Genomic DNA, 21059 nt, shown 5'->3' on the forward strand with positions numbered 1-21059 from the left:
ACCCCGTATGAGCCTTTCACTTCTCAGCCGCTATGCCTTCTTCGCCGCCTGTGTCCTGTTCACCTTGGCGAGCCTGCCCTTCAGCCAGCATGAATGGCTGTGGCCCTTCACCCTGACCGCCGGCGTTCTCAGCCTGATCGGGCTGTTCGACCTGCTGCAGCAGCGCCACGCCGTGCGCCGCAACTACCCCATCCTGGGCAACATCCGCTACCTGGTAGAGGCCATCCGCCCGGAGATCCGCCAGTACCTGCTGGAGTCCGACAGCGACGCACTGCCGTTCTCCCGTGCGCAGCGCTCGCTGGTGTATGCCCGGGCCAAGGACGAAGCTTCCGACAAACCGTTCGGCACCTTGATCGATGTGTACCAGTCCGGCTTCGAGTTCATTGGCCACTCCATGCGCCCGGCGCCGTTGGCCGACCCGGCCAGCTTCCGCATCATCATTGGTGGGCCGCAGTGCAGCCAGCCGTATTCGGCCTCGATTTTCAACATCTCGGCCATGAGCTTCGGCTCGCTCAGCGCCAACGCTATCCGCGCGCTCAACCAGGGCGCCAAACTGGGCAACTTCCACCATGACACTGGCGAAGGCAGCATCAGCCCGTACCACCGTGAACACGGTGGTGACCTGGTATGGGAACTGGGCAGCGGCTACTTTGGCTGCCGCACCGCGGACGGGCGTTTCGACCCTGAGCGCTTCGCCGCACAAGCCCGTAGCCCGCAGGTGCGCATGATCGAAGTGAAGATGAGCCAGGGCGCCAAGCCTGGCCATGGCGGCATCCTGCCCAAGCACAAGGTCACCCAGGAAATTGCCGAGACCCGTGGCGTGCTGATGGGCGAAGACTGCATTTCGCCGTCACGGCACAGCGCCTTTTCCACCCCCATCGAGATGATGCAGTTCATCGCCCAGCTACGCGAACTGTCCGGCGGCAAGCCGGTGGGTTTCAAGTTCTGCCTGGGCCACCCGTGGGAGTTCATGGGCATCGCCAAGGCCATGCTGGAGACCGGTATCCTGCCGGATTTCATCGTCGTCGATGGGAAGGAAGGCGGCACCGGCGCGGCGCCGGTGGAATTCACCGATCACATTGGCGTGCCCCTGCGTGAGGGGTTGCTGTTCGTGCACAACACCTTGGTCGGGCTGAACCTGCGCGACAAGATCAAGCTGGGCGCCAGCGGCAAGATCGTCAGCGCCTTCGACATCGCCAGTGTACTGGCCATTGGCGCCGACTGGGCCAATTCGGCGCGCGGCTTCATGTTCGCCATTGGCTGCATCCAGTCGCAAAGCTGCCACACCAACAAATGCCCCACTGGCGTGGCCACGCAAGACCCGCTGCGCCAACGTGCGCTGGTAGTGCCGGACAAGGCCCAGCGGGTGTTGAACTTCCACCACAACACCTTGCGCGCGCTGGCAGAAATGCTGGCGGCGGCTGGCCTGGAACACCCTGCACAGCTGGAGGCCAAGCACTTGGTGCGCCGCATCTCGGCCACCGAGATCAAGCTGTTCTCGCAGATGCATGTGTTCCTCAAGCCGGGCGAGCTGCTCACCGGCGAGGTGGATGGCCAGTTCTATTCGCGCATGTGGCAGCTGGCCAGGGCCGACAGCTTCGAGCCGCACAGTGAGGTGGCGGCCTGACGCGCCCCGGGGGCTGCTTGGCAGCCCTGCTGCGATCCCTGTGGGAGCTGGCTTGCCGGCGATGGGCCGCAGCGCGGCCCCGGCCAACTCAGGTCAGGAAGCGGTACTGGCCGTACCCTGCACGTTTTTGGGTGCCAACCGGAACACGTGGTACAGCACGGTCAGCAGCACCAGGAATGCCGGGCCGATGTACAGCGCCACCCGGGTGTCCTCGAAGTACGCCATCAGGCCCACCACCAGCACCAGGAACGCCAATGCCAGGTAAGAGCTCAGCGGCCACAACCACATGCGGTACTTCAGCCCCTGGCGCTCGGCAGGGGTAAGGCCGGCACGGAATTTCAACTGCGCCAGCAGGATCATCACCCAGGTCCAGATCGCGCCAAAGGTGGCAATCGACGTCACCCAGACGAAGACCTTCTCCGGCACCAGGTAGTTGGCCAGCACACCCAGCAGCAGCGCGCCGATGGACAGCAGCAGCGCATTGCGCGGTACCCCGTTGTTCGAGGTACGGGCGAAGGCCGCCGGGGCCTGGCCGTTCTGCGCCAGGCTATAGAGCATGCGCCCGGTGCTGAAGATGCCGCCATTGCATGAGGACAGCGCCGCGGTGATGACCACGAAGTTGATGATGCCCGCGGCGGTCTTGATGCCCAGGCGCTCGAAGGTCATGACGAACGGGCTGCCCTGGCTGCCAATTTCGTTCCACGGGTAGATCGACAAAATCACGAACAACGCACCGACATAGAACAGCAGGATGCGCCAGAACACCGAGCCGATGGCCTGCGGAATGGTTCTTTGCGGGTTACGGGCTTCACCGGCAGTCAAACCGATCATTTCCACGCCCAGGTACGCGAACATCACCATCTGCAGCGACATCAGCACGCCGGTCACGCCATTGGGCATGAAGCCGCCGTTACTCCACAGGTTGGCGATGCCCACTGCCACACCGTCATTGCCCAGGCCGAAGGCAATGATGCCGACGCCGCCCAGCACCATGGCGATGATGGTGACGATCTTGATCAGGGCGAACCAGAACTCGAATTCGCCGAAGGCCTTGACCGCTACCAGGTTGACCGCCCCCATGCTGCCCAGCGCCGCCAGGGCCCAGATCCAGCGGGGCACGTCGGGGAACCAGATCCCCATGTAGATGGCTACCGCGGTAATTTCCGCAACACAGGTCACCAGCCACAGGAACCAGTAGTTCCAGCCAGTGAGAAAGCCCGCCAGCGGGCCAAGGTAGTCCTGCGCATAGCGGCTGAACGAGCCGGCGACAGGGTTGTGCACGGCCATTTCACCAAGGGCGCGCATGATCACCAGAATGGCCAGGCCACCGATGATGTAGGACAGCATGATGGCCGGGCCGGCCATTTCGATGGCCTTGGCCGAGCCTAGGAAAAGACCGACACCGATACAGGCGCCCAGCGCCATCAGACGGATATGCCGTTCGCCCAGTTCACGCTTGAGCGGGCCGCCTTGGGTGGGCTGGCCATGGGCAGGGTGGTTGCCGACTGGCATAGCGATTCAACCTCATTTTGTTATTGGATTTGCCTTCGTGCAGCACCCGCCACGCCGATAGGCGTGGCCTTGGCTTGCCAAGCTGGCCTCTTGGGCCGGCCTGCGGGCCGGGTCAGCGCAACCCGGCAGGGCGAAGGGGCGAGCAGTATAGGAAGACCGCTGAAGGGGTTTTCGCTGTATATCCATGAATAATCAGCGAGTTCTCCGGAGCCCCCGGTACCTTGATCAGCGCCGACAAATGTTTCCGCCTACCCGCTCACCGTCTAAGCTTCAGGCAAGCAAGACGAAAATACCTGGCCGGATTGAAGACTATGGGCGCACTGTGGCAATCGGAACCAAGCAGAACGGAAGCACCCGAGACACCGCCGGCCGAGACGCCACAACGCAAGCCCCCCCGGCAGCGTCGGCTATGGTGGCGGCTGATCATCCTCATCGTGCTGGTGGCGCTGGTGGCTGTCGGCTTCGCCGCCTACGACGAATTTCGCACGTCCGAGTTGCAGTCGCGGGAATTCAGCAAGCTCGCCAGCACCCTCACCTACTCGCTGCAGCCCGGCCCCAGCGACGCCATCATCTACCCCGGTGACGGGCCGTTCGACAAACGCCTGGGCTACAGTGCCCTGGGTGAATTTCTGCCGCGCCTGCTCAAGCGCGACTACCTGATCAGCGAACAGGTCAGGTTTTCCCCGGCGTTGATGAACTACGTCGAGCACGGGCTTTTCGTGCCCTATATCGAGAAGATCCAGGCGGGCCTGTCGATCACCGACTGCCGTGGCGACACGCTCTATCAGTACAACTACCCGCAGCACCTGTACCCTGACTTCGCCGCCATCCCGCCCGTGATGGTCAATAGTCTGCTGTTCATCGAGAACCGCGACCTGCTCGACACCCAAGACCCGCGCAACAACCCGGCCGTGGACTGGCCGCGCTTCGCCAAGGCCGCCTACAGCCAGGTGGCCAAGTACCTGGCGCTGCCCGGCCAGTCGGCGGGTGGCAGCACCCTGGCCACGCAACTGGAAAAGTATCGCCACTCCCCAGATGGCCTGACCGTATCGGGGGCCGAGAAGATCCGCCAGATGATTTCGGCCAGCGTGCGCGCGTACCAGGGCGGCCCCGACACCACCGAGGCGCGCAAACGCATCGTGCGTGACTACCTCAATAGCGTGCCACTGTCGGCCGTGCCTGGCCACGGCGAGGTGCACGGCATGGCCGAGGGGTTGCGGGTGTGGTACGGCGCCGACTTCGACCAGGTCAACCAGGTGCTGACGTCCACCGCCACCGACCCGCAAAGCATGGCGGCGCGTGGCCTGGCCCTGCGCCAGGTGCTGTCGCTGATGATTGCCCAGCGGCGGCCCTCGCATTACTTGTCCAAAGGCCGGGTGGAACTGGCCGAGCTGACCGATTCGCACATCCGCGTGCTCGCCGCCAACAAGGTCATCGACCAGCCACTGGCCGACGCAGCGCTGGCCAGCAAGGCGGTGTACCGCGACTGGGTGGCGCAACCGACCATCGTGCCCATCGTCACCAACAAGGGTATCAGCCTGGCGCGCAACCGCCTGGCGGCCATGCTCAACCGCCCGCTGTACGACCTCGACCGCCTCGATGTCTCGGCTACCAGCACCCTGCAGGCCGACCTGCAATTGCAGGTCAGCCAATACCTGAAAAACCTTGCCGACCCGGCTTTCGCTGCGCAGATCGGCCTGATCGGCGAGCGCCTGCTCACCGCCAAGACCACCGACCAGGTGAGCTACAGCTTCACCCTGTTCGAACGCACCGCCGATGGCTCGCGGGTCAGGGTGCAGACCGACAGTACCGACCAACCATTCGACATCAACGAAGGCAGCAAGCTGGAGCTGGGCTCCACGGCGAAGTTGCGGGTACTGACGACCTACCTGGAGATCATTGCCGAACTGCACGACAAGTATGCCGGCAAGCCTGTCGCCGAGCTGAAAAAGGTCGACGTCGCCGAGCTTGACCGCATCACCCAATGGTCACTGGATTGGCTGGCGCAGAACAGCAAGAACCAGAGCCTGGATGCCATGCTCGACGCCGCCCTGGAGCGCAAGTACTCGGCCAGCACCGGCGAGGCGTTTTTCACCGGCGGCGGCATGCATGTGTTCAACAACTTCCGCAAGGAAGACAACAGCCGCAACCCCACGCTCAAGGATGCCCTGCGCGAGTCGATCAACTTGCCCTTCATCCGCCTGATGCGCGATTTGGTGCGCTATGTGACCTACCAGCAGCCCTACAACCGCGTACCGCTGCTCAAGGATGACGCCGACCCGCGTCGCCAGGAATACCTGGCGCGCTTTGCCGACAAGGAAGGCACCAACTACCTGATGCGCTTCTGGAAGAAATACCAGCGCAAGACCTCGCAACAGCGCCTGGATACCTTCCTCGACAGCATGCGCGTGACCCCGCAACGGTTGGCCGCCGTGCACCGCTACCTGTTCCCCGAAGCGGGCCAGCAAACGTTCAATGCCTTTGTCCGCGCCCACCTCAAGGGGGACAAGAGCGCCCTGGGCAAACTCAGCGATGGCCGGCTGGCCGAGATGTACGAAGCCTATGGCCCGGGCAAGTACGACCTGCCCGACCAGGGTTACATTGCCAAGGTCCACCCCTTGGACCTGTGGCTGCTCGGCTACCTGCTGAAGAACCCCAGTTCGACCTTGAGCGAGATGGTCAACGCCAGCCGCTTCGAGCGCCAGGAGGTCTACGGCTGGCTGTTCAAGAGCCGCCACCAGGGCGCTCGCGACAGCCGCATTCGCACCATGGTGGAAATCGAAGCGTTCCTCGACATCCACCAGCGCTGGAAGCGCGTGGGCTACCCGTTCGACCACCTGGTGCCGTCGCTGGCGACCGCCATCGGCAGCTCGGGCGACCGCCCTGCCGCCCTCTCGGAGTTGGTCGGGATCATCCAGAATGATGGCATCCGCCTGCCCACACTGCGCATCGACACCCTGCATTTTGCCGCCAACACCCCCTACGAAACCAAACTGATCAGCGACCCGGACCGGGGGGTGCGGATTCTGCCGGTCGAGGTGGCACGCGCCCTCAAAGGTGCCATGTCGCAGGTGGTCGATGCCGGCACCGCGCGGCGCATTTCCGGCAGTTTCAAGCTGCAGGACGGCACGCCCTTGGTAATGGGCGGCAAAACCGGTACCGGTGACAACCGCATCGAAAGCTTCGGCGCCGGCGGCCGGCTGATCGGCTCGCGGTCGCTCAACCGCACCGCCACCTTCGTGTTCTTCCTGGGCGAAAACCATTTCGGCACCTTGACCGCCTTCGTGCCAGGACGCTCGGCAGAGGCATTCAAGTTCACTTCGGCGCTGCCGGTGCAGGTACTCAAGGGCATGGCACCGATCCTCATGCCATACCTGCAGCCGGGCAATCCGAACGAGTGCAAGCCCCCGGAAGTGGCCGCCAACTCGACCACGAAAGCGGACGAATCGAACAATTAGATGAGAATCATCAGCAATTGAGGGCTTGTCTTTAGATATATCTTGAGTAATATCTTACGATATATCGCAAAGAAGGAGCCCCTATTCCCATGCGTGAACATACCCCCCATGACCCCTTCGAACGGCGCCCCGGGCGCGGCGAACGCGGCCCCCGTGTATTTGCCCCCGGTGACCTCAAGTTGCTGATGCTCGACTTGCTCGCAAGCCAGCCCGGCCATGGCTACGACCTGATCCGCCAGATCGAGAACCTGTTCGAAGGCAGCTACAGCCCGAGCCCCGGGGTGATCTACCCCACGCTGAATTTTCTTGAAGAAGCCGAGCTGATCAGCGGCCAGGTGCAGGGCAGCAAGCGCCTGTATGCCATCACCGAGGCCGGCCGCGGTGCACTGGCGGACCAAGCGGTGGCGCTGGACGGCGTGCGCATGCGCATCGAAGTCAGCAAGCGCGCCTTGCGCGGCCACGATCGCCCGCCTGAAATTCACGAAGCGGTGGGCAACCTGCGCCATGCGCTGCACATGCACAGCGGCCGCTGGACACCTGAAGAAATCGACAGGGTTCGCGACCTGCTCAACCACACCGCCAAAGCCATCGCTTCCGGGCCGGCCGGCGCTGCTACGGAGACGCTCCATGACTAACAGCATTCACCGCGTCAACCACGAGATTCGCCAGCGCTGCCTGCAGGTGCTGCGGGTCACCGAGCTTACCCCGCGCATGCGCCGTATCACGTTGGGCGGGGCTGAACTGCAAGGCTTCACCAGCTTGGGCAGCGACGACCATATCAAGCTGCTGTTCGGCGAAACCCCGGAGCAGCAACAGGCCATCGAGGCCCGCAAGCTGGGCAAGGACAGTGGCGTACGGCCCACCATGCGTGAATACACGCCACGGCGCATAGACCTGATGGCCAACGAGTTGGACATCGACTTCGTCCTGCATGGCGACGGCCCTGCCGCCACGTGGGCGGCGCAGGCCGCGGTTGGGCAAACCCTGAATATCGCCGGGCCACGCGCTTCACTGGTGGTGCCGGATGTGTTCGACAGCTACTTGCTGATCGGCGATGAAACGGCCATCCCGGCAATCGGCAGGCGGCTCGAGGAGCTGCCCGCTGGCCGCCAGGTGCTGGCGGTGATCCAGATCGAGGATGAGCAGGAGCGCCAGCCGCTGCCGAGCAAGGCGCAGGTCGAGGTGATCTGGGTACGCCGCCACGAGGAAGACCTGCTGGCATTGGTGCAGAACCTGACCTTGCCGCAAGGCCGGTTGTACGCCTGGGTAGCGCTGGAAAAAACCCTGACCCGCCAGGCCAAGGCGGTGCTGCTGGAAAAAGGCGTGCCCGAAGATGCTTTGAAAGCCGCGGCTTACTGGCGGGCCGACGGGGCTGGGGACGACGAATAATCGTTTTCAGCCTGTTACGGCCTCTTCGCGGGCAAGCCCGCTCCCGCAGGTACATCACCAGCCTTGGAGACTGTGATATTCCTGTAGGAGCGGGTTCACTCGCGAAGAGGCCGACGGAGCTGGGCGCACGAATAATCGTTTTCAGCCTGTTACGGCCTCTTCGCGGGCAAGCCCGCTCCCACAGGTACATCACCAGCCTTGGAGACTGTGGTATTCCTGTAGGAGCGGGTTCACCCGCGAAGAGGCCGACGGAGCTGGGGACGACGAATAATCGGCTTCAGCCTGTTACGGCCTCTTCGCGGGCAAGCCCGCTCCTACAGGTACATCACCAGCCTTGAAGACTGTGGTATTCGTGTAGGAGCGGGTTCACCCGCGAAGAGGCCGACGGGGCTGGGGAAGACGAATAATCGTTTTCAGCCTGTTACGGCCTCTTCGCGGGCAAGCCCGCTCCTACAGGTACATCACCAGCCTTGGAGACTGTGGTATTCCTGTAGGAGCGGGTTCACCCGCGAAGAGGCCGACGGAGCTGGGGACGATGAATAATCGGCTTCAGCCTGTTACGGCCTCTTCGCGGGCAAGCCCGCTCCTACAGGTACATCACCAGCCTTGAATACTGTGATATTCCTGTAGGAGCGGGTTCACCCGCGAAGAGGCCGACGGAGCTGGGGACGACGAATAATCGGCTTCAGCCTGTTACGGCCTCTTCGCGGGCAAGCCCGCTCCTACAGGTACATCACCAGCCTTGAAGACTGTGGTATTCCTGTAGGAGCGGGTTCACCCGCGAAGAGGCCGGCACAGGCTAAGCAAACTTTTGCGCCCCACGCCAACGATCCAGCCCCAGCAACACCAGCCCGATCCCCCAGAACCCCGCCAGCACGCCCAGAGCATTGAGCAGCACCTGCCCGTACCCCAGCCTCGCCACATCGATGAACGGGTAGGCGTACAGGCCAATCTCGCTACCCCGCCACAAGGCGTAGCCAAAGTATACGGCCGGGTAGAGTGCCCACAGCGCCAGGTGCCGCAGACGCAAATGGCCCTTGGGCACCTCACACCACCAGTACAAGGCGTACAGCGCCGGCATCACGTCGTGCAGCAACTCGTCGGCCAGCCATTGCCAGCCCTCTGGCTGCCACAAGTGGCGCAGCAACACGCTGTAGGCCAGCGCTACCAGCACAATGCTCGCGGCCACCGCGGAACTCACCGACGGCGACAGAAAAAAATGCCTGGCCCGGCCTTCGCGGCCAAACGCCGCATAACTAAGCACCGTGGCCACCAAGGTGTTGGTCAACACCGTGAAATAGCCAAACACGTTGATCAGGCCGTCGATCAGGCTGGCCTGCTCCTGCCAACGCGCCAGCAGTACCAGGTACACCTGCACGGTCAGGCCGAACCAGCCCAGCACCGCCATGCCGGTCAGCCAAGGTCGCCGCAGCACGTTCAGGCCTGACGCTGCAGCTTCACGTACAACTGCTCGACCTTTTCCCGCGCCCAAGGGGTTTTACGCAAGAAGGTCAGGCTCGACTTGATCGTCGGGTTGCTCTTGAAGCAACGCACGTCAATGCGTTCGGCCAAGCCCTGCCATTGGTAATGCGCCACCAGCTCGGTAAGGATCTGTTCGAGGGTCTTGCCGTGCAGCGCGTTGTGTTGGGCCGTGCTCATGCTGTACTCCGTGGGAAAGATGCGCACCTTACACGAGTGTAGTGGCGGGTGGGATCCGGCGAGGCCGCAGAAAAACGCTGGCCAGGGAAGAAACCTCTGTGCTGAAATAGTTATGTTATGTTGTAACACTATATGAGCATCTGCCAAGGAACGTCCCACTCTCATGTTGTCTGCACCGCTTCGCCTCTCCCCCCTTGCCGTCGCGCTCTGGCTGGCCGCTTCGCCTAGCCACGCGGTGGAACTTGAACCCCAGGTGATCACGGCCAACCCGCTGGGCAACCGCCAACTGGCCGCGCCCAGCACCGTGCTCGAAGGCGACAACCTGCTGCAACAGCAGCACGGCAGCCTCGGTGAAACCCTGAACAAACAGCCCGGTGTCGCCTCGACCTGGTTCGGCCCTGGCGCCAGCCGCCCGGTCATTCGTGGCCTGGATGGCGACCGCATTCGCATCCTGCGCAACGGCGTAGGCGCCCTGGATGCCTCCTCGCTGTCCTACGACCATGCCGTGCCGCTGGACCCGGTGACCGTCGATCGTGTCGAAATCGTGCGCGGCCCTGCCGCACTGCTGTACGGCGGCAACGCCATTGGCGGCGTGGTCAACACCTTTGACAACCGTATCCCGGACGCCCCCATCGAGGGCATTCAAGGCGCCGGTGAACTGCGTTACGGTGGCGCCGACACCACCCGCAGCAGCGCCGGCAAGCTAGAAGCCGGCGATGGCACGTTCGCCCTGCACCTGGATGCCAACAGCCGTCAGTTCAATGACCTGCGCATCCCTGGCTACGCCCGTAGCGCGAAAGTGCGCGATGCCGAAGAGCCCGGCAGCAAGCACCGCCTGGAAAACAGCGATGGCCGCCAGGATGGCGGCGCCATCGGCGGTGCCTACCACTGGGACCACGGTTACGCCGGCCTGTCGTACAGCCGCTACGACAGCAACTACGGCTCGGTGGCCGAATCCGGCGTGCGCCTGGACATGAAACAGGACCACTACGCCTTCGCCTCCGAACTGCGCGACCTCGACGGCCCGTTCAGCTCGGTCAAGGTCGATGCTGGCTACACCGACTACGAACACAGCGAAATCGAGGAAGGCGAGGTTCACACCACGTTCAAGAACAAAGGCTACGAAGCGCGTATCGAAGCCCGCCACCAACCGCTCGGGCCGGTGGAGGGCGTGATCGGTGCGCAAGTCAGCCGCAACGAATTCTCTGCCCTGGGCGAAGAGGCCTTCGTGCCGCACACCGATACCGACAGCCTGGCGTTGTTCATGCTCGAACAGTGGCAAGCGACCGAGCGCCTGAACCTGAGCCTGGGCGCACGCATGGAACACACCCGCGTGGACCCGGATGCCAAAGGCAACGAGAACTTCGTCGACGCCACCAGCGCCAGCAGCTTCAATGCGTTCAGCCTGTCATCGGGCGCGGTGTACCAGCTCGACCCGGTCTGGTCGCTGGCGGCCAACCTTGGCTATACCGAACGCGCCCCGACCTTCTACGAGCTGTATGCCAATGGCGCCCACGTCGCCACCGGTGCCTATGAAGTCGGTGATGCCAGCCTGAACAAGGAAAAGGCCATTTCCGCCGACCTGGCGTTACGCTTCGACAACGGTACGCACAAGGGCAGCGTCGGGCTGTTCTACAGCCACTTCCGCAATTACATCGGCCTGATCGGCACCGGCAACCTGCGCGAAGGCGGGCATGATCACGACCACGACGAAGCTGACCATGATCACGACGACGGTTTCCCGGAGTACCAGTACCAAGGTGTGCGGGCACGCTTCTACGGCATCGAGGCCCAGGACCGCTGGCAGCTGGTCGAGAACCGTTATGGCAGCTTTGCCCTGGAATTGTCGGGTGACTACACCCGGGCCAAGAACCTTGACAGCGGCGAACCGCTGCCCCGTATTGCTCCGCTACGCCTGAACAGTGGCCTGATCTGGGAGCTGGACCGCTGGCAGGCCCGGGTGGACGTGCAGCACGCCGCCTCTCAGCACCGCAAGCCGGCCAACGAAAGCAGCACCGATGGCTATACCACCCTGGGGGCCAGCGTTGGCTACCGCTTCGATATTGGCCAGAGCCAGTGGCTGGCGTTCGTGCGCGGTGAGAACTTGACCGACCAGACCGTGCGCTATGCCAGCTCGATTCTGCGCGATATCGCGCCAGCACCGGGGCGCAGTGTGGAAGTGGGCCTGCGTACCACCTTCTGAAATGGTGGGGGCGCTTTGCGCCCCAATCGCCGGCAAGCCATTTCCTACACGTACTGCGCCACACCTGGGTAGGCGCAGGAACTGCGCAGAGTAGAGCCCTACGGACATTATTACCAATTGAACAATAATGACCTGCGACAATTTGTCTTTTTTTCTGACGCCTTCCCCTATATCCTCCCCGCCGCAAGCTGAAACGCTTCACTGAACTCCCACGTTGCCACATCCATTGAAAGCCACGCCTTTCGATGCGCTTGCCGTTTTTTCAATAATCAGAAGATAGCGCTATCTCATGCTCCAACTGCCCAAAACCTGTTACATAGGCGTCGCCCTTGCTGCCTTGGCGACCCCCACCTGCGCCAGCGAAATGTTCGCCAACGACTCCCAGTGGATGCTCGGCGACTGGGGCGGCACCCGCACCCGGTTGCTTGAACAAGGCTACGACTTCACCCTCGGCTACACCGGCGAGATGGGCAGCAACCTGCACGGTGGCTACGACCATGACCGTACCGCGCGCTACAGCGACCAGTTCACCTTTGGCAGCCACCTGGACCTGGACAAGATCCTTGGCTGGCACGACACCGAAGTGCAGCTGACCATCACCGAACGCCACGGCGACAACATCAGCAACGACCGCATCAACGACCCACGCGTGGGTGGCTTTACCTCGGCCCAGGAAGTATGGGGCCGCGGTGAAACCTGGCGGCTGACGCAAATGTGGATCAAGCAGAAGTACTTCGACGGCGCACTGGACGTGAAATTCGGCCGTTTCGGCGAAGGCGAGAACTTCAACAGTTTCCCCTGTGACTTCCAGAACCTGGCCTTCTGCGGCTCGCAGGTGGGCAACTGGGTGGGTGGCATCTGGTACAACTGGCCGGTCAGCCAATGGGCCCTGCGCGTGCGCTACAACCTCAGCCCCACGTTGTACGCGCAGGTTGGCGTGTTCGAACAGAACCCGTCCAACCTCGAGTCAGGTAACGGCTTCAAGCTCAGTGGCAGCGGCACCCAAGGTGCGGTCATGCCAGTCGAACTGGTATGGAGCCCGCGCGTCAAAGGCCTGAAAGGGGAATATCGCGCCGGCTACTACTACAGTAATGCCAAGGCACACGATGTTCTCAAGGACAGCAACGGCCAGCCGGCAGCCCTGAGCGGCGGCGCCTACCGCAGCAGCTCGAGCAAGCATGGCGTGTGGCTCGGCGCCCAGCAGCAGGTGACTGCACTGGCCTCCGACCATTCGCGTGGCCTGAGCCTGTTCGCCAACGCAACGATGCACGACAAGAAAACCAATGTCATCGACAACTATGTTCAGGCTGGACTGGTATTCAAAGGGCCTTTCGATGCCCGCGCCAAGGACGACATCGGCTTCGCCCTCGCCCGCGTGCACGTCAACCCTGGCTACCGGAAGAACGCCCGCCTGGCCAACCAGGCAGCCGGCCTTGACGATTACGACAACCCCGGCTTCCTGCCTGTGCAAGACACGGAATACAGCGCCGAGCTGTACTACGGCATTCATGTGGCCAACTGGCTCACGGTCCGCCCGAACCTGCAGTACATCCGCCACCCCGGCGGCGTGTCGCAAGTCGATGGCGCCCTGGTCGGTGGCCTGAAGATCCAAAGCAGTTTCTGAATTTTTTTGACGTGACGGAGAACCTGAAATGAGCACTGAAGGTGCCAACACTGGAAGCCGCTGGCTACCGCGCCTGATTGGCGCGCTGCTGTTGCTGATGGGCCTGGCCCTGCTGGCCGGCGGCATCAAGTTGAGCCAGCTGGGCGGCTCGCTGTACTACCTTGTTGCCGGTATCGGCTTTGCCTTGTCGGGCATTCTGCTGCTGGCCCAACGGCGCATTGCCTTGGGCCTGTACGGCCTGGTGCTGCTAGGCAGCACGGTATGGGCCTTGCTCGAAGTCGGCCTGGACTGGTGGCAACTGGTGCCGCGCCTGGCCATCTGGTTCGCCATCGGCGTGGTCCTGCTGCTACCGTGGGCACGCCGCCCGCTGATCGGCCCGGCCAGCACTGCCAACACGGCGGTGCTCAGCGTGGCCGTGGTGGCCGCAGGCGCCTGCGCCCTGGGCAGCCAGTTCACCCACCCGGGTGAGGTGTTTGGCGAACTGGGCCGCGACAGCAGCGAGATGGCCAGCGCCGCGCCGAGCATGCCGGACGGCGAATGGCAGGCTTATGGCCGCACCGAGCATGGCGACCGCTATTCGCCACTGCGCCAGATCACCCCGCAGAACGCCTACCGCCTGGAAGAAGCCTGGCGCATCCGCACCGGTGACCTGCCGACCGAGAACGACCCGGTCGAGCTGACCAACCAGAACACCCCGCTGAAAGTCAACGGCATGCTGTATGCCTGCACCGCGCATAGCCGCCTGCTGGCACTCGACCCGGACACCGGCGCGGAAATCTGGCGCTATGACCCGCAGGTGAAGAGCCCCACCGGCACCTTCAAAGGCTTTGCCCACATGACCTGCCGCGGGGTTTCGTATTATGACGAGAACCGCTACGTCAGCCGCGACGGCAGCCCGGCCCCGAAAATCAGCGACGCCGGCCAAGCCGTGGCGCAGGCCTGCCCGCGCCGCCTGTATCTGCCCACCGCAGATGCGCGCCTGATCGCCATCAACGCCGACAACGGCAAGGTCTGCGAAGGCTTCGCCAACCAGGGTGTGATCGACCTGACAACCGGCATCGGCCCGTTCACCGCCGGCGGCTATTACTCCACCTCGCCCGCGGCCATTACCCGCGACCTGGTGATCATCGGCGGCCATGTCACCGACAACGAGTCCACCAACGAGCCATCTGGCGTTATCCGCGCCTACGACGTGCACGACGGCCACCTGGTGTGGAACTGGGACAGCAACAACCCGGAAGACACCAAGCCGTTGGCCCCCGGCAAGATGTACAGCCGCAACTCGGCCAACATGTGGTCGATCGCCAGTGTCGACGAAGACCTCGGCATGATCTACCTGCCGCTGGGTAACCAGACCCCAGACCAGTGGGGCGCTGACCGCACCCCAGGCGCCGAGAAGTACAGCGCAGGTGTGGTGGCCCTGGACCTTGCGACCGGCAAGGCCCGCTGGAACTACCAGTTCACCCACCACGACCTGTGGGACATGGACGTCGGCAGCCAGCCGACCCTGGTGCACCTGAAGACCGACGATGGCGTGAAACCGGCGATCATCGTGCCGACCAAGCAGGGGAGCCTGTATGTGCTCGACCGCCGCGACGGTACGCCAATCGTGCCGATCCGTGAAATCCCCACGCCGCAAGGTGCGGTGAAAGGCGACCACACTTCGCCGACCCAGGCCCGTTCCGACCTCAACCTGCTGGGCCCGGAACTGACCGAACAAGCCATGTGGGGCGCCACCCCGTTCGATCAGATGCTGTGCCGCATACAGTTCCGCGAACTGCGCTACGAGGGCCAGTACACCCCACCGTCCGAGCAGGGCTCGCTGGTCTACCCAGGCAACGTAGGCGTGTTCAACTGGGGCAGCGTATCGGTCGACCCGGTGCGCCAGTTGCTGTTCACCTCGCCCAACTACATGGCATTCGTGTCGAAGATGGTGCCGCGTGAACAGGTTGCCGAGGGCAGCAAGCGCGAAAGCGAAACCAGCGGCGTGCAGCCGAACACCGGTGCCCCGTATGCCGTGACCATGCACCCGTTCATGTCGCCCCTGGGCGTGCCGTGCCAGGCCCCGGCCTGGGGCTACGTGGCCGCCATCGACCTGTTCACCAACAAAGTCGTGTGGAAGCACAAGAACGGCACCACCCGTGACAGCACACCCGTGCCGATCGGCCTGCCGGTTGGCGTGCCCAGCATGGGCGGCTCGATCGTGACCGCAGGCGGCGTCGGTTTCCTCAGCGGGACCCTCGACCAATACCTGCGCGCCTACGACGTGAACAACGGCAAGGAACTGTGGAAAGCCCGCCTGCCAGCGGGTGGCCAAGCTACCCCGATGACCTACACCGGCAAGGACGGCAAGCAATATGTGCTGGTGACCGCGGGCGGGCATGGCTCGCTGGGTACGCGGATGGGCGATTACATCATCGCTTACAAATTGGCTGAATAAGCTGCAAGTCACAAGCTACAAGCCGCAAGTAAAAGCGGGGCCAATGCGGTCCCGCTTTTTTCTTGCAGCTTGCAGCTTGCAGCTTGAAACTTGAAACCCAATCCCCTGCGCCCCATCTAAGCACCATAGTCATTCACGCAGGTGCCCCATGAGCGACCAGCAGGATTTCCCGGAACACCCCGACGAACACAGCGAAGTCGAACACACCACCCCCCAGGCCCAAGCCGGCCACGCCCTCGCCCTGCCCGGCCAACAACTGCCGGACAAGGTCTATGTGATTCCGATCCACAACCGCCCGTTCTTCCCGGCCCAGGTACTGCCTGTGATCGTCAACGAAGAGCCCTGGGCGGAAACCCTTGATCTGGTCGCCAAGTCCCCTGACCACTGCCTGGCCCTGTTCTTCATGGACACGCCGGCAGAAGACCACCGCCACTTCGATACATCGGCATTGCCGCAATACGGCACGCTGGTCAAGGTGCACCATGCCAGCCGTGAAAACGGCAAGCTGCAGTTCGTGGCCCAAGGCCTGACCCGGGTGCGTATCCGTACCTGGCTCAAGCATCACCGCCCGCCCTATCTGGTCGAAGTGGAATACCCGCGCCAGCCCGCCGAGCCTACCGACGAGGTCAAGGCCTACGGTATGGCCCTGATCAACGCGATCAAGGAACTGCTGCCGCTCAACCCGCTTTACAGCGAAGAGCTGAAGAACTACCTCAACCGCTTCAGCCCTAACGACCCGTCGCCGCTCACTGACTTCGCCGCCGCGCTGACCTCGGCTACCGGCGGCCAGTTGCAGGAAGTGCTGGACTGCGTGCCCATGCTCAAGCGCATGGAAAAAGTGCTGCCCATGTTGCGCAAGGAGGTCGAAGTCGCCCGCCTGCAAAACGAGATTTCGGCCGAGGTGAACCGCCAGATTGGCGAGCATCAGCGCGAGTTCTTCCTCAAGGAACAGCTCAAGGTCATTCAGCAGGAGCTGGGCCTGACCAAGGACGACCGCAGTGCCGACCTGGAGCAGTTCGAGCAGCGCCTGGAAGGCAAGACCCTGCCCGAGCAGGCGCGCAAACGCATCGATGAAGAAATGGGCAAACTGGCCATTCTGGAAACCGGTTCGCCCGAATACGCCGTTACCCGCAACTACCTGGAATGGGCCACTGCCCTGCCATGGGGCATCCACGGCAAGGACAAGCTCGACCTCAAGCACGCGCGCAAGGTACTCGACCAGCACCATGCAGGCCTCGACGACATCAAGGAACGCATCCTCGAGTTCCTCGCCGTTGGCGCCTGGAAGGGCGAGATCAGTGGCTCGATCGTGCTGCTGGTAGGCCCGCCCGGCGTGGGCAAGACCAGTATCGGCAAGTCGATTGCCGAGTCGCTCGGCCGGCCTTTCTACCGTTTCAGCGTCGGCGGCATGCGTGACGAAGCCGAGATCAAGGGCCACCGCCGCACCTACATCGGCGCCCAACCCGGCAAGCTGGTGCAGGCGTTGAAGGATGTCGAAGTGATGAACCCGGTCATCATGCTCGACGAGATCGACAAAATGGGCCAGAGCTACCAGGGCGACCCGGCCTCGGCGCTGCTGGAAACCCTCGACCCGGAACAGAACGTCGACTTCCTCGACCACTACCTGGACCTGCGCCTGGACCTGTCGAAAGTGCTCTTCGTGTGCACCGCCAACACCCTGGACTCGATCCCCGGCCCGTTGCTGGACCGCATGGAAGTGATCCGCCTGTCCGGCTATATCACCGAAGAAAAACTGGCCATCGCCAAGCGCCACCTGTGGCCCAAGCAGTTGCAAAAGGCCGGGGTGGCCAAGGCCAGCCTGAGCATCAGCGACAGCGCGCTGCGCACGGTGATCGAGGGCTACGCCCGAGAGGCCGGGGTGCGCCAGCTGGAAAAGCAATTGGGCAAGCTGGTGCGCAAGGCGGTGGTCAAGCTGCTGGAAAACCCGGAAGCCAAGCTGAAAATCGGCACCAAGGACCTGGAAGCCGCACTCGGCATGCCGGTGTTCCGCAGCGAGCAGGTGCTGGCTGGCAAAGGTGTGATCACCGGCCTGGCCTGGACCAGCATGGGCGGCGCGACCTTGCCGATCGAGGCAACCCGCATCCACACCCTCAACCGCGGCTTCAAGCTGACTGGCAAGCTGGGCGATGTGATGAAGGAATCGGCCGAAATCGCCTACAGTTACGTCAGCTCCAATCTCAAGCAGTTCGGGGGTGACCCCGGTTTCTTCAACGAAGCCTTCATTCACCTGCATGTGCCTGAAGGGGCCACCCCCAAGGACGGGCCGAGCGCTGGCATCACCATGGCCAGTGCCCTGCTGTCGCTGGCCCGCAACCAGGCACCGAAGAAAGGTGTGGCCATGACCGGCGAACTTACCCTCACCGGCCAGGTGCTGCCGATTGGCGGGGTGCGCGAGAAAGTGATCGCGGCACGGCGGCAGAAGATCTTCGAATTGATCTTGCCAGAGCCTAACCGCGGCGACTTCGAGGAACTGCCGGACTTCCTGCGCGAAGGTTTGACGGTGCATTTTGCCAAACGCTTTGCCGACGTGGCGAAAGTACTGTTCTGACAGGCCCTGGGCTAATGCCAGTCAGTTAAGCCTTAATGGCAGCCATTGGGCTGCTTCGCAGCCCATCGCCGGCAAGCCGGGCTCCCACAGGGGCAGTGCAGACCTCAAGCTTTGCGCGGTACCTGTGAGAACTGGCTTGCCGGCGATGGGCCGCACAGCGGCCCCAACCGCTTGACTGACCGGCATCAGGCACAAGCCCCACAAATTTCCTTGATCATCGGTTATCCTCAGGCCATCGCCAGCCTCCGGAGCCAACATGACCGCCCCTCGTCTGCTCGTTCCCCTGAGCTTCGCCCTGCTGGGCGCCTGCGCCCAGCAACCCACTCAACCCGTCGAACTGGACGCCGAAAGCGAGTGCCCCATCCGCCTGCAGGTTGGCCAGAACCTCACGCTGAGCCTGCCCAGCAACCCCTCTACCGGCTACCGTTGGCGTGTGCAGGACCCGGCAGCCGGTGTACTGCACAGCCTTGGCCCCGAGGTCTACAGCGCGCCAGACGACACAGGCATGGTCGGCAGCTCGGGCTTGTCCACCTGGCGCTACCAGGCCCACGCCCGGGGTGAAGGCAAGCTGGTGCTGGTCTACCAGCAGCCTTGGGCCACCGACGTCGCGCCCGTGCAAACCTTCGATTGCGCCCTTCGGGTCAACTGAGCTGCAGCGCCGGTCAGCCAATCATGCATCCAGGCCGCGGTTTGGCTAGAATGCCGCCCTTGCCTACCACCCGCAGCCTGGATCCGCCGTGAGCAAACAACCCGACCGCCTTTTTGCCCAACCCCTGGAGCAAGTGCCCGACTTCGTCTTCAACGAGGACGTGGTGCGCGTGTTCCCAGACATGATCAAGCGCTCGGTGCCGGGGTATCCAACCATCGTGGAAAACCTCGGTGTGCTGGCCGCACGCTTTGCCCAGCCGCATACCGCCCTTTACGACCTGGGCGCATCGCTGGGTGCGGTCACCCAGTCGCTGCGCCGGCATGTGCGCAGCGATGGCTGCCGGGTGATCGCGGTCGACAACTCCGCCGCCATGGTCGAGCGCTGCCGCCAGTACCTCACCGCCCAGGACTCGATGTTCCAGGAGCTGTTGCCGGTACAGGTGCTCGAAGCCGATATCCTCGCCCTCCCCTTCGAGCCCGCCTCGGTGGTGGCAATGAACTTCACCCTGCAATTCATCGCCCCCGATCAACGCCTGGCACTGCTTGCCCGCATCCGCCAGGCACTGCTGCCCGGCGGTGCGTTGATCCTGTCGGAAAAACTGCGCTTCGCCGATGAACAAGCCCAGGACCTGCTCAATGAGCTGCACCTGGACTTCAAGCGGGCCAACGGTTACAGCGAACTCGAAATCGCCCAGAAACGCAGCGCCATTGAAAATGTGATGCGCCCCGATACCCTCGAAACCCACCAGGAGCGCCTGCTTGCCGCCGGCTTCTCGAAAGTGGTGCCGTGGTTCCAATGCCTTAACTTCGCCTCGTTGATAGCCCTGCCATGATCGATCTGTCTCCCCTGGTCCGCCGCCTGGCGGGTACCCCCCTGGCTTCCTGGTCGCAAGGCCTGCAAGCGCAACTGCAAGCCAAGCTGGAAAAGGGCCACGGTGACCTGGACCGCTGGCGCGGTGCGCTGGAAGCCTTGCCCGCCGTGCAACCGAGTGAAGTCGACCTGGTCAACGGCCTGCGCCTGGACTGCGACTGCGACGCGGCCACCCGTGCACAGATGCGCCAGGCCTTGATGGGCCTGTCACCTTGGCGCAAAGGCCCGTTCGACCTGTTCGGCGTGCACGTCGACACCGAATGGCGTTCCGACTGGAAGTGGTCTCGCGTGGCCCCCCACCTGGATCTCAAGGGCAAACGTGTGCTCGATGTCGGTTGTGGCAACGGCTACTACCAGTGGCGCATGCTCGGTGCGGGCGCCGACATGGTGATCGGCGTCGACCCCAACTGGCTGTTTTTCTGCCAGTTCCAGGCGGTGCAGCAATACCTGCCGGAGCTGCCCGCCTGGCACCTGCCTTTCGCGCTCGAAGAACTGCCGGCCAACCTGGAAGGGTTCGATACGGTGTTTTCCATGGGCGTGTTCTACCACCGCCGCTCGCCCATCGAGCACCTGCTGGCGCTGAAGGACTGCCTGGTCAAAGGGGGGGAGCTGGTACTGGAAACCCTGGTGGTCGAGGGTGATGAAAACCAGGTGCTGGTGCCCGAAGACCGCTACGCACAGATGCGCAATGTCTGGTACCTGCCGTCGGTACCGGCGTTGGCGCGCTGGTTGCGCCGTGCCGGCTTCAGCGACGTACGCTGCGTCGACGTGAGTGTGACCAGCATTGAAGAGCAGCGCAGCACCGACTGGATGCGTTACCAGTCCTTGGCTGACTTCCTCGACCCGAACGACCACAGCAAGACCATCGAAGGCCTGCCCGCACCACGCCGGGCCACCCTGCTGGCGCGCAAATAAAAAAAGCGCCCATGGGGGTAATGCCAGTCAGTTAAGTAATTTGGGGCCGCTTTGCGACCCTTCGCGGGCACGCCCGCTCCCACAGGGGATCGCGCATTTATTGAGTTCAGCGCCAAACGTGTGGGAGCGGGCGTGCCCGCGAAG

Annotated in this window: 14 protein-coding genes; 11 read left to right on the forward strand and 3 right to left on the reverse strand. The window is 63.3% G+C overall.

Annotated elements, in window-relative coordinates:
* Positions 1-7: 7 nt before the first annotated feature.
* On the forward strand, positions 8-1627 hold the full coding sequence (locus K4A76_RS18100; protein WP_274410845.1) for an FMN-binding glutamate synthase family protein: 1620 nt from the start codon (positions 8-10) through the stop codon (positions 1625-1627).
* Positions 1628-1720: 93 nt separating this feature from the next.
* Here the strand turns inward: K4A76_RS18100 and K4A76_RS18105 are convergent, their stop codons facing one another.
* Entirely contained in the window at positions 1721-3139 is a 1419-nt protein-coding gene (locus K4A76_RS18105) for an amino acid permease (RefSeq protein ID WP_054911930.1), read from the reverse strand.
* Positions 3140-3450: 311 nt separating this feature from the next.
* On the opposite strand from K4A76_RS18105, the gene K4A76_RS18110 reads away from it, so the two are divergent.
* From K4A76_RS18110 to K4A76_RS18120, 3 genes are all read left to right on the forward strand, one after another.
* The gene (locus K4A76_RS18110; RefSeq protein WP_274410847.1) at positions 3451-6597 is read left to right on the forward strand and encodes a transglycosylase domain-containing protein; all 3147 of its coding nucleotides are present in this window, start codon (positions 3451-3453) and stop codon (positions 6595-6597) included.
* Positions 6598-6686: 89 nt separating this feature from the next.
* On the forward strand, positions 6687-7232 hold the full coding sequence (locus tag K4A76_RS18115) for a PadR family transcriptional regulator (protein WP_110679986.1): 546 nt from the start codon (positions 6687-6689) through the stop codon (positions 7230-7232).
* On the forward strand, positions 7225-7986 hold the full coding sequence (locus K4A76_RS18120) for a siderophore-interacting protein (protein ID WP_274410848.1): 762 nt from the start codon (positions 7225-7227) through the stop codon (positions 7984-7986). The genes K4A76_RS18115 and K4A76_RS18120 overlap by 8 nt, the downstream gene beginning before the upstream one ends.
* Before the next feature lie 799 nt (positions 7987-8785).
* On the opposite strand, the gene K4A76_RS18125 is transcribed toward K4A76_RS18120, so the two are convergent.
* Positions 8786-9421 carry a Pr6Pr family membrane protein gene (locus tag K4A76_RS18125; RefSeq protein ID WP_274410849.1) on the reverse strand — a complete coding sequence of 212 codons (636 nt, stop codon included), beginning with the start codon at positions 9419-9421 and terminating at the stop codon, positions 8786-8788.
* Between the two features lie 2 nt (positions 9422-9423).
* Positions 9424-9645 (reverse strand): VF530 family DNA-binding protein, encoded by a 222-nt coding sequence (locus tag K4A76_RS18130; RefSeq protein WP_003252112.1) that lies wholly within the window; start codon positions 9643-9645, stop codon positions 9424-9426.
* Between the two features lie 163 nt (positions 9646-9808).
* Here K4A76_RS18130 and K4A76_RS18135 point away from each other — a divergent pair, with 163 nt between their 5' ends.
* The 7 genes from K4A76_RS18135 to cmoB all read left to right on the forward strand — a co-directional run bounded on the left by K4A76_RS18135 (position 9809) and on the right by cmoB (position 20915).
* Entirely contained in the window at positions 9809-11848 is a 2040-nt protein-coding gene (locus K4A76_RS18135) for a TonB-dependent receptor (protein WP_274410850.1), read from the forward strand.
* A 289-nt stretch (positions 11849-12137) separates the two neighbouring features.
* On the forward strand, positions 12138-13472 hold the full coding sequence (locus K4A76_RS18140) for a carbohydrate porin (protein ID WP_274410851.1): 1335 nt from the start codon (positions 12138-12140) through the stop codon (positions 13470-13472).
* A gap of 28 nt (positions 13473-13500) precedes the next feature.
* Positions 13501-15912 (forward strand): glucose/quinate/shikimate family membrane-bound PQQ-dependent dehydrogenase, encoded by a 2412-nt coding sequence (locus K4A76_RS18145; RefSeq protein WP_110679982.1) that lies wholly within the window; start codon positions 13501-13503, stop codon positions 15910-15912.
* A gap of 148 nt (positions 15913-16060) precedes the next feature.
* On the forward strand, positions 16061-18481 hold the full coding sequence (gene lon, locus K4A76_RS18150; RefSeq protein ID WP_274410853.1) for an endopeptidase La: 2421 nt from the start codon (positions 16061-16063) through the stop codon (positions 18479-18481).
* A gap of 256 nt (positions 18482-18737) precedes the next feature.
* A complete protein-coding gene (locus K4A76_RS18155; RefSeq protein WP_009684752.1) occupies positions 18738-19130 on the forward strand; it encodes a protease inhibitor I42 family protein in 393 nt (130 codons plus the stop codon).
* An 88-nt stretch (positions 19131-19218) separates the two neighbouring features.
* Positions 19219-19962, forward strand: a complete 744-nt coding sequence (gene cmoA, locus K4A76_RS18160; protein ID WP_009684753.1) for a carboxy-S-adenosyl-L-methionine synthase CmoA — start codon at positions 19219-19221, stop codon at positions 19960-19962.
* Complete coding sequence (cmoB, locus tag K4A76_RS18165; RefSeq protein ID WP_054882225.1) at positions 19959-20915, forward strand: tRNA 5-methoxyuridine(34)/uridine 5-oxyacetic acid(34) synthase CmoB; 957 nt, start codon at positions 19959-19961, stop codon at positions 20913-20915. The genes cmoA and cmoB overlap by 4 nt, the downstream gene beginning before the upstream one ends.
* Positions 20916-21059 lie beyond the last annotated feature (144 nt).

The organism is Pseudomonas sp. NEEL19, assembly GCF_028751975.1.
Classification (GTDB): domain Bacteria; phylum Pseudomonadota; class Gammaproteobacteria; order Pseudomonadales; family Pseudomonadaceae; genus Aquipseudomonas; species Aquipseudomonas juntendi.